Source organism: Bradyrhizobium ivorense (assembly GCF_900696085.1).
In the GTDB taxonomy this organism is placed as follows: domain Bacteria; phylum Pseudomonadota; class Alphaproteobacteria; order Rhizobiales; family Xanthobacteraceae; genus Bradyrhizobium; species Bradyrhizobium ivorense.
Genome location: NZ_CAADFC020000008.1, coordinates 205,837 through 220,075, shown reverse-complemented (window position 1 = coordinate 220,075; position 14,239 = coordinate 205,837). Strand labels below are relative to the sequence as shown.

Annotated in this window: 14 protein-coding genes; 7 read left to right on the top strand and 7 right to left on the bottom strand. The window is 65.4% G+C overall.

The features are described from left to right. The first annotated feature begins 115 nt into the window (after window positions 1-115). Together CI41S_RS12080 and CI41S_RS12075 are read left to right on the top strand one after the other, a co-directional pair. Window positions 116-1,144 (top strand): putative zinc-binding metallopeptidase, encoded by a 1,029-nt coding sequence (locus CI41S_RS12080; protein ID WP_139859143.1) that lies wholly within the window; start codon window positions 116-118, stop codon window positions 1,142-1,144. Next, a complete protein-coding gene (locus CI41S_RS12075) occupies window positions 1,141-2,175 on the top strand; it encodes a D-alanine--D-alanine ligase family protein (RefSeq protein WP_172628003.1) in 1,035 nt (344 codons plus the stop codon). Before CI41S_RS12080 ends, CI41S_RS12075 begins: the two co-directional genes overlap by 4 nt. A gap of 137 nt (window positions 2,176-2,312) precedes the next feature. Here the strand turns inward: CI41S_RS12075 and CI41S_RS12070 are convergent, their stop codons facing one another. Continuing rightward, entirely contained in the window at window positions 2,313-3,110 is a 798-nt protein-coding gene (locus CI41S_RS12070; protein ID WP_139859139.1) for an N-formylglutamate amidohydrolase, read from the bottom strand. Window positions 3,111-3,213: 103 nt separating this feature from the next. Between CI41S_RS12070 and CI41S_RS12065 the strand changes: the two genes are divergently transcribed. Genes CI41S_RS12065 through CI41S_RS12055 form a run of 3 tightly spaced genes read left to right on the top strand, consistent with a single transcriptional unit; the run spans window position 3,214 to window position 5,368 of the window. Beyond that, entirely contained in the window at window positions 3,214-4,110 is an 897-nt protein-coding gene (locus CI41S_RS12065) for a transglutaminase family protein (RefSeq protein WP_139859137.1), read from the top strand. A 2-nt stretch (window positions 4,111-4,112) separates the two neighbouring features. Beyond that, window positions 4,113-4,925: a transglutaminase-like domain-containing protein gene (locus tag CI41S_RS12060; RefSeq protein ID WP_139859306.1), complete on the top strand. Its 813-nt coding sequence runs from the start codon at window positions 4,113-4,115 to the stop codon at window positions 4,923-4,925. 44 nt (window positions 4,926-4,969) lie between these two features. Further along, window positions 4,970-5,368, top strand: a complete 399-nt coding sequence (locus CI41S_RS12055; RefSeq protein ID WP_139859135.1) for a gamma-glutamylcyclotransferase family protein — start codon at window positions 4,970-4,972, stop codon at window positions 5,366-5,368. 21 nt (window positions 5,369-5,389) lie between these two features. On the opposite strand, the gene CI41S_RS12050 is transcribed toward CI41S_RS12055, so the two are convergent. From CI41S_RS12050 to CI41S_RS12030, 5 genes are read right to left on the bottom strand one after another with little or no spacing between them, the layout of a single operon-like run. Beyond that, window positions 5,390-6,367 carry a Bug family tripartite tricarboxylate transporter substrate binding protein gene (locus CI41S_RS12050; RefSeq protein ID WP_139859134.1) on the bottom strand — a complete coding sequence of 326 codons (978 nt, stop codon included), beginning with the start codon at window positions 6,365-6,367 and terminating at the stop codon, window positions 5,390-5,392. Continuing rightward, the gene (locus CI41S_RS12045) at window positions 6,364-7,389 is read right to left on the bottom strand and encodes a 2Fe-2S iron-sulfur cluster-binding protein (RefSeq protein ID WP_139859131.1); all 1,026 of its coding nucleotides are present in this window, start codon (window positions 7,387-7,389) and stop codon (window positions 6,364-6,366) included. Before CI41S_RS12045 ends, CI41S_RS12050 begins: the two co-directional genes overlap by 4 nt. Further along, on the bottom strand, window positions 7,386-8,396 hold the full coding sequence (locus tag CI41S_RS12040; RefSeq protein WP_139859129.1) for a PdxA family dehydrogenase: 1,011 nt from the start codon (window positions 8,394-8,396) through the stop codon (window positions 7,386-7,388). Before CI41S_RS12040 ends, CI41S_RS12045 begins: the two co-directional genes overlap by 4 nt. Next, window positions 8,393-8,860 (bottom strand): aromatic-ring-hydroxylating dioxygenase subunit beta, encoded by a 468-nt coding sequence (locus CI41S_RS12035; protein WP_244626480.1) that lies wholly within the window; start codon window positions 8,858-8,860, stop codon window positions 8,393-8,395. The genes CI41S_RS12040 and CI41S_RS12035 overlap by 4 nt, the downstream gene beginning before the upstream one ends. Before the next feature lie 10 nt (window positions 8,861-8,870). Beyond that, window positions 8,871-10,127 carry an aromatic ring-hydroxylating dioxygenase subunit alpha gene (locus tag CI41S_RS12030; protein ID WP_139859126.1) on the bottom strand — a complete coding sequence of 419 codons (1,257 nt, stop codon included), beginning with the start codon at window positions 10,125-10,127 and terminating at the stop codon, window positions 8,871-8,873. 121 nt (window positions 10,128-10,248) lie between these two features. Here CI41S_RS12030 and CI41S_RS12025 point away from each other — a divergent pair, with 121 nt between their 5' ends. Further along, a complete protein-coding gene (locus CI41S_RS12025) occupies window positions 10,249-11,022 on the top strand; it encodes an IclR family transcriptional regulator domain-containing protein (RefSeq protein WP_210242644.1) in 774 nt (257 codons plus the stop codon). A 3-nt stretch (window positions 11,023-11,025) separates the two neighbouring features. On the opposite strand, the gene CI41S_RS12020 is transcribed toward CI41S_RS12025, so the two are convergent. Beyond that, complete coding sequence (locus CI41S_RS12020; protein ID WP_139859124.1) at window positions 11,026-11,580, bottom strand: chlorite dismutase family protein; 555 nt, start codon at window positions 11,578-11,580, stop codon at window positions 11,026-11,028. A 299-nt stretch (window positions 11,581-11,879) separates the two neighbouring features. On the opposite strand from CI41S_RS12020, the gene dnaG reads away from it, so the two are divergent. Further along, window positions 11,880-13,889, top strand: coding sequence for a DNA primase (gene dnaG, locus CI41S_RS12015; RefSeq protein ID WP_139859122.1), 2,010 nt, complete (start codon window positions 11,880-11,882; stop codon window positions 13,887-13,889). Window positions 13,890-14,239 lie beyond the last annotated feature (350 nt).

Here is a 14,239-nt window from a genome sequence, read left to right as displayed (position 1 = left end):
GCGCCGCACGACACCATGTCTGTTGCGCGATGGTCGCGATGCAGCCCGGCGGTTGTTGCCGGCGGCAACCTATGTCACCATCCAGACATCGAATTGTCATGGTTTCTGGAGGCCCATGCCACGGCGGAAATTTGCTTGGGAAAAACTGTCGGATGAGCAGTTGCTCGGGCAACGTCTCAGCAGCCTGCGGGTTGCGGTCGAGGGCACCTGGCTGCAGGATTGTCTCGGCACGCTGCACGAAGAGTTGGAAGAGCGCGGCATCCGGCTGCGGCCGCACGCGTGGATATCGAGCGAATGGTTCAGCCCGGCCAATGTGCCCGGCATCGCCATCCCGTTCTATCTCGCGCATCCCCGCCTGATGAAGCTCGAGAAGAAGATGATGCTCGACGTCGAGGGCGGCACCTGGTCGCAGTGCATGGCGATTCTCCGTCACGAGGCCGGCCATGCCCTGCAGCACGGCTACCAGCTGCAACGCCGCCGGCGCTGGCAGCAGCTGTTCGGGCCGTCCTCGAAACACTACCCGCGCTACTACCGGCCCAATCCGGCCAGCCGGAACTACGTCCAGCATCTGCGGCTGTGGTACGCGCAGAGCCATCCGGACGAGGATTTCGCCGAAACCTTTGCGGTGTGGCTGCGGCCGCGCTCGAACTGGCGCACGCGCTATGCCGGCTGGCCGGCGCTGAAGAAGCTCGAATATGTCGACGAGCTGATGGGCGAGATTGCCGGCAAGCGGCCATTGGTCGTGAACCGGGAGCGGGTCGATCCGCTGCACACTCTCAGCCAAACGCTTGCCGAACACTACAGGAAGAAGCAGGCGTTCTACGCCTTCAGTCCGCCGAAGACCTACGACCGCGATCTGTCCCGGCTGTTCTCCGCCGATATCAAGCATGTGCGCTCGCCGCCGGCGGCGGTATTCATCCGGCGTCACCGTGCCAGGATCAGGCAGCTGGTCGCGCAGTGGACCGGCGAGAACCAGTTGACGCTCGATGCCGTGCTCGATGACATGATCTCGCGTTGCCGCGAGCTCAATCTGCGCGCGGTCGGGCCCGAGCACAGGCTCGTCACCAACTTCACCATCCTCTTGACCGCCAAGACCATGCACGCGCTGTTTGGTCCGTCGCGGCGGAAATGGATTGCGCTATGAGGCGCCTTCGCATTCTCGTGCTGATGCACCCGGACTTCGTGCCGCCGGACTCGTCCGACGGATACTCCGCGCAGGAAATCAATGCGTGGAAGACCGAATACGACGTCGTCAGCACCTTGCGCGCGGCCGGCCACGAAGTCCGGCCGCTGGGCGTGCAGGAAGAAATCAAGCCGGTGCGCGACGAGATCGAGAATTTCAAGCCGCATGTGGTGTTCACCCTGCTCGAGGAGTTCCACTACGAGGTCGTGTATGACCAGCACATCGCGAGCTTTCTCGAGCTGATGCGGATTCCCTATACCGGCTGCAACCCGCGCGGGCTGATCCTGGCGCGCGGCAAGGATCTGTCCAAGGCGCTGGTGCATCATCGCCGCATCGCGGTGCCGGCGTTTGCGGTGTTTCCGATGCGCCGCAAGGTGAAGCGGCCGGCGCGGCTGGCGCTGCCGCTGATTGTCAAGAGCCTGAACATGGACGGCTCCTTCGGTATCTCGCAGGCCTCGATCGTCGATACCGACGAGAAGCTCGCCGAGCGCGTCGCCTTCATTCACGAGCGGATCGGATCGGCCGCCATCGCCGAGCAATATATCGAGGGACGCGAGCTCTATGTCGGCGTCATCGGCAACAACCGGCTGCGCGCGCTGCCGGTCTGGGAATTGGAATTCGGCAGCATGGGCGGCCAGCGCGCGCGACGCATCGCCACCGAAAAGGCCAAGCACGATACCAGCTATCAGGAACGCGTCGGAATCGTCGACGGGCCCGCCAAGGATTTGGCGCCGGAACTGGCGACCCGCATCCAGCATACCGCCAAGCGCATTTACCGGGCGCTCGGACTCGATGGATATGCGCGCATCGACTTTCGTCTCTCCGCCGACGGCATCCCGTATTTCATCGAAGCCAATCCCAATCCCGAAATCGCCAAGAGCCAGGAGTTCGCGACCGCGGCCCGGCACGACGGGTTCGACTACCCGGACCTGCTGCGGCGGATTGTTGCGCTGGGCATCAGCCGCGCCAAGGCCGGCGTGTCGCTGGGCTGAGAGCTGCGGCGAGGCCCGATTGATCGCGGGCCGCCGGAGCGTGATGAGATTAGGTCGAGCAGTAGCCGCATCGGAACGTGCCCCTCTCCCGCAAGCGGGAGAGATGAGCGAATTTCGAATCCAATCTCCTTTCGCGGCTAGATCTTCGCTTCCTTGCGCAGCGTCGTTTCGATCTCGCCGAGGATGCGCGCCAGGCGGTCGGCCCACGCGGTCTCGCCGGCCTGGTCGGAGATCAGGTCCTGGCGGATCTCGATGCCGGAGTTCATCAGGCCGCGCTTCTCGCCGTGCACGGGGATGGTGTAGTCGGTCTCGTCGCTGACCGCATAGGGCTCGTTGTCGCCGACCACGAGATCGCCCTCGCTGCGCAGATGTTTCAGCAGCAGCGGCGGCAGCATGGTGTCGCGATGATAGAGCGTGCCGATGTGCCAGGGCCGCGCGATGCCGGCATAAACCGGGGTAAAGCTGTGCAGCGCCACCAGCACCGTCGGCATGCCGTCGCGCAGCCGCCGCTCGATGATCTCGTCGATCCGCGCGTGATAGGGATCGAAGATCTGCGCGCGGCGCAATTCGGCCGCCTCGCGCGACAGCCCTTCATTGCCGGGAACGGTGGTGGCTTCGCTGATCAGCGGGATCGAGCTTGCGACATGCGGCGGGCGGTTGCAGTCGATCACCAGCCGCGAATAGCGCTGCGCGACCAGATGCGCTCCGAGGTGGTCGGCGAGTTGCGTGGCGACGCCGGCGATGCCGATGTCCCAGGCGATGTGGCGCACCAGCTCGCCCTCGGGCAGGCCGAGGCCGCCGAGCGGCGCGGGGATCTGCCGGCCGTAGTGATCACAGGTGAACAGGAACGGCGAGCGGCCGTCGGAATTATGTTCGAGGACCGGTGACGCGTCGGTGCTTGCGAGTAGGACGGATGGACCACCAGCATAGTTCAACGGCTTTTTTCCTCAACTTTGCCTATTCAGGCGGCATGCTGATCTGTAATCGAGCAGTACCCTCTATAGATTATCCAAGCCAGAATCACGATGATTGTCGACGATGCCGCTGCTGACCATCCATCACAAGACCGTTTATCGCTACGCCCGCCCGGTGGCGTTTGGCGAGCACCGCCTGATGCTGCGCCCGCGCGACGGCCACGATCTGCGCGTGCTCGACAGCGCGCTCCTGATCGATCCGGCGCCGATGTCGCTACGCTGGATCCACGACGTATTCGGCAACAGTGTGGCGATCGCGACCTTCGACGAGCGCGCCGACACGCTGTCGTTCGTGTCGACCGCGACGGTTGAGCTCAACACCGCGGAAGCCTTCGCGCTGACGCCGGACGATCCCGCCTATTTCTATCCCTTCCTCTACGACGATGAGGAATATCCCGACGTGCAGCAGTTCGTCACGCCGCAGTACGGCGATCCGAACGGCGAGCTGTCGGCGTGGGCGCGCCGCTTCCTGGATGCCGAGGCGCCGACCCCGACATTCAAGATACTGAGCGGCATCACGCATGCGATCAGGGAAGAGTTCAGCTACCGCAAGCGCCATGAGCGCGGCACCCAGCATCCGCTTGATACACTGCAGACGAGGTCCGGCACCTGCCGCGACTATGCGCTGTTCATGATCGAAGCGTTGCGCCGGCTCGGCATGGCCGCGCGCTTTGTCTCCGGCTATCTGGCGATGCCGTCGGATGGCGCAGGCTATCTCGGCGGCGGCTCGACGCATGCCTGGGTGCAGGCCTATCTGCCAAGCGCCGGCTGGATCGAGTTCGATCCGACCAACGGCATCGTCGGTACGCGCGATCTGATCCGCGTCGCGGTGGCCCGCGATCCCCGCCAGGCGATCCCGTTGCACGGCGTCTATCTCGGTCCGGCCGATGCCTTTGTCGGCATGGACGTCGATATCGACGTGGTCTCGGCCAGCCAGAGTGCGAACAGGGAGATGGCGTGACCATGCAGATCGGGGTCGGCTTCGAGATCACCTACACGGCTCCGCAGCCGACGCCGATGGTGATCATGCTGTCGATCCATCCGTCGCGCTTCGCCGACATCGTCGGCACCGAGCAGATCACGACCGATCCCGACGTGCCGGTCGGCTTCTACCGCGACAGCTTTGGCAATGTCTGTGGGCGGCTGGTTGCGGCGGCCGGCGGCGTCACGTTCCGCGGCAATGCATTGGTGCGGGATTCCGGGGTGCCCGACGCGGTCAATCCAGCCGCGCAGCAAGTGCCGATCGAGCAATTGCCGGACGAGATGCTGGTCTATCTGATGGCGAGCCGCTACTGCGAGACCGACAAGCTGACCGACATCGCCTGGTCGCTGTTCGGCAACACGCCGCCGGGCTGGGCGCGGGTGCAGGCGATCACGGATTTCGTCCACAACCATGTCAGCTTCGGCTATCAGCATGCCCACCACATGAAGTCGGCGCATGATGTCTACGAGAGCGGCGCCGGCGTCTGCCGCGACTTTGCCCATCTCGCGCTGACCTTCTGCCGCTGCATGGGGATTCCCGCGCGCTACTGCACCGGCTATCTCGGCGACATCGGCGTGCCGCCCGACCCGGCGCCGATGGATTTCTCGGGCTGGTTCGAGGTCTACCTCTCCGGCCAGTGGCACACCTTCGATGCCCGCCACAACACCCCGCGGATCGGCCGCATCCTGATGGCGACCGGCCGCGACGCCGCAGACGTCGCGCTCACCACGAGTTTTGGCCGAATGACGTTGGCGAAATTCGTGGTGGTGACCGAGGAGGTGGCCGCGGCGTGAGCGGCCTGGATTGCTTCGCTCCGCTCGCAATGACATAGAAGGCCATGACCTCCGACCTTCTCTTCGTCTACGGCACGCTGATGCGCGGCTTCGACCATCCGATGGCAAAACTGCTGGCGGGCAATGCCGACTTCCTCGCCGAGGCGCAGTGCCGCGGCCGGCTCTATCTGGTCAAGCACTATCCGGGGCTGGTGCGATCGGACGATGCGGCCGACATCGTGCATGGCGAGCTGTTCCGCTTGCGCGCGCGCGACGCCATGCTGGATGAGTTTGACATGTACGAGGCCTGCGGCGAGGGGTTTCCGCCACCGACCGAATATGTCCGCGAGATGCTGCCGGTCAGGCTCGCCGACGGCAGCATCAGTGAGGCCTGGACCTATCTCTACAATTGGCCCGTCACCGACCTGCCGCGGATCGCGTCAGGACGATTCCTGGAACACTAGAGCGATCGACCAGGCGCTGGTTCAGTCGACCGTCACGTGGGCCGTGCTGATGATCTCGCCCCAGCGCACGCGCTCGGCCGCGATGAACTTTGCCGTCGCCTCGACATCCATCGGATCGACCTGCACGCCCAGCTTGCCGAACTGGCCGCGCACGTCGTCTTCGCGCAGCAGCTCCGTCACCGTCGCGTTCAGCTTGGCGATGACGTCGTCCGGCGTGCCCTTCGGAGCCATCAGCGCGAACCAGGTCACCGAGGTGAAGTCGGGCACGGTCTCGCGCACCGTCGGCACGTCGGGCAGCGAAGGCGCGGGCGTCGGACCGGCGACGCCGAGAATGCGCAGCGTGCCGCCTTGGTGCAGGCTCAGCGACGAGCCGAGATTGTCGAAGAACAGGTCGACCGTATTGCCCATGATGTCCTGCAGCGCCGGCGCCGTGCCGCGGTAGGGGACGTGCACCATCGTGGTGCCGGTCAGCTTCTGGAACAGGATGGTCGTCAGATGCGAGGTCGAGCCGTTGCCTTGCGAGGCGAAGGTGACCTTGCCCGGATTGGCCTTGGCGTAGTCGATCAGCTCCTTGACGGTTTTGGCCGGAAAGCCGGGGCGCACGTCGAGCACGTTCGGCACGATGCCGATCAGCGCCACCGGCTTCAGCTCGGATGGATCGTAGCCAAGCTTGGCGTAGAGCGACTGATTGATCGCGATCGGACCGGGCGGGCTCGCCAGCAGCGTATAGCCGTCGGGCGGACTGCCGGCGACCGCCTCGGCGCCGATATTGCCGCCGGCGCCCGAACGGTTGTCGATGATGACAGGCTGATTCCATTTCTGGCGCAGCTTCTCGGCGAGGATCCGCGGCAGCGTATCCGCGGTGCCGCCGGCCGGGAACGGCACGACGATCCGGATCTGGCGGGCCGGATAGCCGGCCGCATCGTTCGCCTGCGCGGCGAGCGGCGTTGAGGCGGCGAGCAAGCCCAGGGCAATGCGGGCGGCGGTGTAAAATCTCATGTCTGAGCTACAATCGGTTGGAGGTCTGCGGGTGCGCCGGACTCGACAAACGCGTCGGCAAAGAATTGCGCGTCCGGCAGGCGATGATTTTCGGTGAAGTCGCGTTGCGCGGCGCTGACCATCAGCGGGTTGCCGCAGGCATAGACGTCGGCAGCGGACAGATCGCCATGGTCCTCGCGCACCGCCTCGTGCACGAGGCCGGTGCGGCCGGTCCAGGACGGCGAAGGCTCCGACAGCACCGGCGTGAAGCTGAACCAGGCAAACCGCTTCGCCCACTTCATCGGCAGATCCGCCAGATAGATGTCCTCGCGCGTCCGGGCGCCCCAGTAGAGATGCGTCGGTTGCTCGGCGCCGGCATGGATCGCGGATTCGACGATCGACTTGATCGGCGAAAAACCCGTTCCGCTCGCCAGCAGGATCGCGGGCCGCCCGGATTTGCGCAGGAAGAAATCGCCGAACGGCGCCTCGATCTGCAGCGTGTCCCCCACCGCCAGCCGCGGCAGGATCTGCGTCGAGAATCTGCCGCCGGAGACGTGCCTGATGTGCAGCTCCGCCCCGTCATTGTCGCGCGGCGCGTTGGCCAGCGAGAAGTTGCGCCGCTCGCCGTCGTCCATGATGACCTGCAGATACTGCCCGGCTTTGAACGGGGCGCGCAGCCCGATCGGAAAGCGCAACGTCACGATGCTGACGTCGGCGGCCGGCCGCGCCAGCCGGTAGACCGTCGCCCTGATGGTCTTGCGGCGGAAGATGTCGATCCGCTCGAACCGCTTCGGCTTGATCACGAGGTCGGACCGCGGCCGCGCCCGGCACATCAGCGCGGTGCGGTCCTCGGCGGTGCGGCGTCCGCGGCCGCGCTGGTCGACCTCGCCGCCGAGCAGGCCGGCTTCGCAGGTGTTGCAGGCACCCTTCCGGCACGACGACGGCATCGCGTAGCCGGCGCGCTCGGCGGCGTCGAGCACGAATTCGCGCGGCTCGCACGGGAAGGTCACCCCATGCTCGGCGACGGTGACGTTGAAGCTCATGCGATGCCCGCCTGCGTGGTGGATTTGTCGGCGGGCAGATTGCCGATCAGCCGCAGCGTTCGTAGCACGGCCGAGTGGTCGGCCTTGCACTGACCGGCGATGTCGAAGGCGCTGCCGTGACCGACGCTGGAAAACAGCACGCCGGCGCCGACCGACAGCGCCGAGGCGTTGCGCCCGGCCAACAGCTTGATCGGAATGTGGCCCTGGTCGTGATAGATCGCGACGAAGCCGTCGATGTCCTTGCGGCCGAGCATGATATCCGCGCCGACCGGGCCTTCGGCCGCGATGCCGGCCTGGCGCAGCCGCGCCACGGCGGGCGCGGTGATGTGATCATCGTCATCGCCGAACAGGCCGTTCTCGCCGGCATGCGGATTGATGCCGAACACGCCGATGCGCGGGTGTGCTACTCCCAGCCGTTGCAGGGTGGACGCGCAGGCGAGTCCCGCTTCTTCGATCAATTCCGGCGTCAGCCGCGCCAAGGCGTGATGGATGCGCTCGTGCAGCGTCGCATGCAGGATGCGCAAGCCGCCGCCGACCAGCATCATGAAGACCTTTTCCTCGGGCTTGCCGGTGAGCCGCGCGATCAGGCCGGGGTAGCCGGAGAACGGAATGCCGGCGGCGTTGACCGCGGTTTCGTTGTGCGGGCAGCCGACGATCGCGTCGACCGTGCCATCGCGGACCAAGCCGATCGCGGCTTCGACATAGGCGACGGTGGCGCGCCCGGCGGCGGCCTCGATCTGGCCGGGATGGAATTCGGATGCGGCCAGCGCGTCGACCCCATGCAGCAGGATGGCGCCATCAGCCGCGGGGGCAGCCGTGAAGTGCTGTAGCCGGGCGCCGGCACCGACGCGCTCGACATAGTGCCTGACGACGTGCGCGTCCCCGACCAGCACGATGCGGATATCGTTGCTCGCGTGCAGCTCCGCCGCGGCCCTGACCGCAATCTCCGGACCAATGCCATTGGGATCGCCAATGGTCAGCGCGATGGTCTTGCTGTCCTGGTTCATAGCGGCAACGCCAGCAAGGTATCGAAGCGGGAGCTGTCGCAGACCACGATGCGCTCGCGCAGCCTGGGCCCGCCGCCGTGCATGCCGTAGCGGTCGATGTAGCGGCCGGTCGCATAGACATCGGTGGTGCCGTCGCGCATGATCCGCGCCACGAAGAACGATGTCTCGCTGCGGACCTCGTCCGCGCTTTCGGAAACGATCCATGCCTGGCCGAGGAAGTGGCGGTAGACGTGGCGCTCGTAGATATTGGCCTCGCGCAGCGAGGCGACGCGGTCGCGCAGCATGCCCTTGGAGTTGGCGAAGATCACGCCGGCCTCCAGGCCTTGCGCAAAATTGTCCGATGTCGTGATCTTGTAAACGCAGTCGTCCTCGAAGAAGTCGGGCCAGGCCTCGAGATTGCCGCTGTCGATGCAGCGCGCGTAGGCGTTCTGAACGTGGTTGATGAGGCCGATCGTATTGCTCACGTGCATGACCTCAAACGCCCATCCGCGCGCGGTAGGCCTTCCAGAAGCCACGCACCGAGGCTTCGGTGACCCGGCTTTCGCTGGAGTCGGTGCCGGAGCCGCCCATCTCGATGATCGCCTGCTCATCGGGCGCGCCCAGGATGCCGCGCTGCACGAAGCCGCCGACGCAGCCGTCCTCCATCGAGATGTAGCCGGCCGGGCCGACCAGATTGGCCTGCTTCAGCCGCGTCATTCGCTGCTCGGGCGTGTCCTCGGCGAAGCCCAGCAGGGTCCAATGCAGGTCGGTCTTGTCGGGACCTCGGGGAACGATCTGCCGGACCGCGATGGCGTTCTGGATCTGCTGCAGCACGAAGGTCGGAAACACCGATAGAATCTGCAGCGTCGTGTTGTCGGGGAATTCCTTGAAGCTCTGCAGCAGCGACGGATCGGCGAGCTTGAACTCGCTGTCGGAGCGCAAATCCTGCGCGTCGTAGTCGCTGCTTTTCGCCGCGTTCGGATCGATGGCGGAGAAGCTGACATGGTGGCCGCCGGAGGGATCGACGATGATCCCGCCGGTCTGCGACAGACGGTTGAGCTCGAAGGTCGTGAAGAACAGGTGCAGGATGCTCGCGTGGTAGGAGTCCTTCACGTTCTCCATGTAGAGCTTCCAGTTGTTGGGCAGCGCCTGGGTGTAGCGGCCGAGCACGACCGGCGTCCGCCCGCTCATCACGCGTCCGATCCGGGAATAGATCTCCTCGCCGAGATGCTCCTCCAGCGGCGGCACGTCGTTGGAGAAGCTGCCGAACACGACGCCGAACGCTTCGGCGAGCCGGAGCTTGCGCGGGTTGTGCTGCTCCATGCAGAACGAGGGCGGCATGCCGCCCTTGCCCTTGATGCCTTCCTTGAACGCGACCTCCTTGAGGTTGCCCTGCCGGTCGTAGCTCCAGGCGTGATAGACGCAGGTGAATGCCTTGGTGTTGCCGCGGCTCTCCAGCGCGATCAGGGCGCCGCGATGCGCACAGCGGTTCTCGAACGCATAGAGCTCGCCGTCTGAATCGCGCGACACGATCACCGGCGTGTCGCCGACAAACGTGGTGACGAAGTCGCCGGTGTTCTTCACCTCGATCGCGAGGCAGAGAAAGTTCCAGCTCGGGCCCTGGAAGATCCGCTGCTGCTCGGCGGCGTAGATCGCCTTGTCCTGGAATATCCAGAACGGAACGCGCGTCACGCCATCGTTCGACCAGACGCGATCGCTTTCGCGCGGCGTGCCGCTGACCTGATCCAGCATGAATACCTCCCGACTCCGTGGCGCGTGGTCGTTGCCAACGCCCTGATTTGTTCGTATAACGAACAAGTGATCAACCCAGAATCATTCCGAATTTTCCTGTTGTCAACACGGCGTCCAGAGCATGCAGGATTGCAAAACTGAAGCACGGTTGCCGGAGGGCATGGCCGGCCTCGCCAAGGGATTGGCGATCCTCGAGGCCTTCTCGCCGCGGCGAAGGCGCCTGACGATCACGGAGGCGGCGGAGGTGTCGGGAACGTCGCGCGCCTCGGCGAGACGATGCCTGCTGACGCTCGCCGAGCTCGGCTATCTCGACTTCGACGGAAAATACTTCCGGCCGCAGGCGCGGCTGCTCGCATTGAGCTCGGGCTATTCCGGCTCGCGCTCGCTGCCGGAGATCGCGCAGCCGTTCCTGGTGTCGGCGCGCAACAGGCTGAACGAGTCGATTTCGCTCGCGGTGCTCGATGGCCAATCCGCGCTGTTCGTGGCGCGGGCCGAGGCCGAGCGGCTGGTGACGACCGGCATTCAGCTCGGAACGCGCATCGACCTGTATTGTTCGGCGACCGGACGGGTGCTGCTCAGCGGCTGGCTGGACGATCGCATCGCCGGCTACCTGGATGAGACGGAGATCACGGCTCGCACCCGGCATTCGCTGGTGAAGAAGGCGGCGCTGCGCGATGCCGTCAAGCAGGCACGAGCGAACGGATACGCCACCACCGACCAGGAGCTCGAGATCGGGCTGCGCTCGATCGCGGTGCCGGTGTTCGACGGCCGCGGCAACGTGGTGGCGGCGATGAGCGCCAGCGCGTCGTCGGCGCGCGTCACCATTTCGCAGATGGTGAATACGTTCGTGCCGGCCCTACGGGCGAGCGCCGACGGCCTCGGGCGGATCGCCTAGATCCTAGATTTCCCGCTCGACGCGGACGTCGACCTCGCGCTCGACATAATTCCATTCCTCGGTCGCGCGCAGCATGGCGACCAGCTCGTCGAACAGCGCCGCATGTTCGGGCGCGAATTCGAACCAGGTCAGGAAGTCGAAGGGCACGCCGAGGTCGCGCGAATGGTAGAGCTGCCGCGCGATCGCCGGCAGGTATTTCAGGGTCCCCGAGATGTGGTGCGACTTGTCCTCGAAAATCTGGCGCCGCTCGTCCTGGGTCAGCTCCCACCAGGCGGCGGATTTCCGGATCGGGATCAACGCCGCTTGGGTTGCCTCGCTGCGGCCGAGCCCGGCCTGCACCGCGGCAAGCTGCTCCTTCTCCGCCTTCTCGGTGTAGCGCAGATGACTGGCGACGCCGGCGAGCCGCCATGCGGTTTGCGACGGCAACAGCGGCAGCGCGATCGCCTCGCTCGCGATCACCGAAAGCGCCGCGACCTTCGGCAACGTCTCGCCCTTGATCCGGGCGATCGACGTCACCTTCCAGCCGCCGCTCTGTCCGCCTCTGAATGTCGTAAACATGGCGCCATCCAAGCGCGGAACCGGGGAGAGGGCAAGTCAGCCACATGGTCACTCCACTTGTCATTCCGGAGCGGCCCGAAAGGGCTGAGCCCGGAATCCATAGGCCGACGATGCGGATGCATGGATTCCGGGCTCGACGCGGAGCCTGTCATCCGGCCGCGCCTGGCGCGGACCCGTTGGCATCGCCCCGGAATGACGGGGGTGTGGATACTATGGATAGCGGGTGGAGGCGGATAAACTTGGTGGTCTGAGGAATTCCGCACTATATCGATGATCGTTTCGTACCGAACCCGAGCCAGATGCGTTTCACGCCGGAATTCCTCGATGAGCTGCGCGCCCGGCTTCCGGTCTCGGAAGTCGTGGGCAGGCGCGTCAAGCTCAAGAAGGCCGGGCGCGAGTGGAAGGGGCTGTCGCCGTTCCAGCAGGAGAAGACGCCGTCGTTCTTCGTCAATGACCAGAAGCAGGCCTGGTTCGACTTCTCGTCCGGGCTGAATGGCAACATCTTCGACTTCCTGATGAAGACCGAGGGCGTGACGTTTCCCGAGGCGGTGGAACGGCTCGCGGCGATGGCGGGTGTTCCGCTGCCGGCGGTGACGGCCGATGCGGCGCGGCATGAGCAGCACCGCCGCACCCTGCACGACGTGATGGAGCTGGCGGCAAAATTCTTCGCCGACACGCTGGCCTCGCGCCACGGCGCCAAGGCGCGCGGCTATCTCGCCGACCGCGGCCTGTCGCCAGCGACCCAGCTCCAGTTCCGCATGGGCTATGCGCCGCCGGATCGTTTTGCGCTGAAGGAGCATCTCGGCGCGCAGGGCATTTCCACCGAGGACATGGTGGAGGCCGGGCTTCTGGTGTCCGGCGAGGACAAGCCGGTGCCGTTCGACCGCTTCCGCGACCGCGTGATGTTTCCGATCACGGATGCCCGCGGCCGCGTCATCGCCTTCGGCGGCCGCGCGCTGGAGAAGGATGTTCCGGCGAAGTATCTGAACTCGCCGGAAACCACGCTGTTTCACAAGGGCGACAACCTCTACAACCTGTTCACCGCGCGCCAGGCCGCGCATGACGGCGCGCAGCTGATCGTGGTCGAGGGCTATGTCGACGTCATCGCGATGGTGACGTCCGGTTTTCCCGGCGCGGTCGCGCCGCTCGGCACCGCGCTGACCGAGAACCAGCTCGCGCTGCTCTGGAAGATGGCCGACGAGCCGCTGCTCTGCTTCGACGGCGACCGCGCCGGACAGAAGGCGGCCTATCGCGCGGCCGACCTCGCCTTGCCGCATCTCAAGCCGGGCAAGAGCCTGCGCTTTGCGCTGCTGCCGGAAGGCCAGGACCCCGACGATCTCGCCCGCTCCGGCGGCCGCGGCGCGATCGAGGAGGTGATCTCGGCGGCGCGTCCGCTCGCCGACATGATCTGGTCGCGCGAGATTGAGGGCGGCAGTTATGGGACGCCCGAGCGAAGAGCCGCGCTGGAGGCGCGGATCGGCGAGCTCACCAATGGCATCCGCGACGAGGTGGTGCGCCGCTATTACCGCCAGGATCTGCAGGAGCGGCTGCAGCGCACCTTTGCCCCCGAGGGCGGCCGCGGCGGCTACGGCAAGGGCGGTTACGGCGGCGGCAATTTTCGCGGCGGCCGCGGCGGCGAATCACCCCGCCATTTTGTACCCCGCGGCCCGGCGCAGGCCGGCCGGTTTGCCCCCAAGGGCGCGCCCACCCCCGGGATTTTGCGGGGGCCGTACCAGGCGGCGAGCCCGCAGCTCGCCAACAGCCCGATCATGCGGGGACAGCGCAGCGCGATCTCCCGTCGTGAGGCCCTGATCCTGCAATCCCTGATCAACCACCCCTGGCTGCTGCACGACCATCTGGAGGAGGTCGCGGCCCTCGAACTCGCCTATCCCGAGGCCCACAAGCTCCGCGCGGCCATCATTGCGGCCTTTGCCAACGATCACCACCATTCCCCGGACGAGGAGGAGCAGGCCGAGAAGATGCGGGCCGATCTCGAGGCTGGCGGATTTTCGCAGGTACTTCAAAGGGTTGAGCGAGCGATCACAACCCAGGCGGTGTGGGGTACGCAAATCGGCGCGGCGCGCGAGGATGTTTTATCGACGTGGCGCCAACTTGTTGCCTTGCATCAGAAAACCCACGCCTTACTTAGGGAAAAAAAGGATGCGGAAGCGGCCTTGGCGGAGGACTCCAGCGAGGCCAATCTGGCATGGTTGCAGGATATCCAGGCCCGGATGGCAGAAGCCGACGGGACCGAGGCCCTGATCGAGGGGTTCGGCGAATTATCGGGCCGGTTCCAGCGTAATGTCTGATAACAAAAATGCTGCGGACGGCGCTGGCCGCACCCGCGAAAAGACTCGCCAAATCCATGGTTTGGCTGCAAAAACAGGGTTAAGCGAAACTTAATAGCTAACGTAGCATTTTCAGGCGAAGTGGTTCCCGGTTCGCCGTCCGAAAATGCGTCAGATTTAAAATCTGTCGCGTCTTCCGACCGTAAAACCGGTATCCACTTTTACGGAAGACGCGACGGGCTATTTCAGAATGGAAACCGTCGAGACGGATCAAAGGGGTGGCGAAACTTGCGCCGCCCTTTGCGCGTCGAGAGTTATCAGATGAATTGTGCGAAATGCGCGCGTTGCGCCATTCCGCACGACCGCGTTTC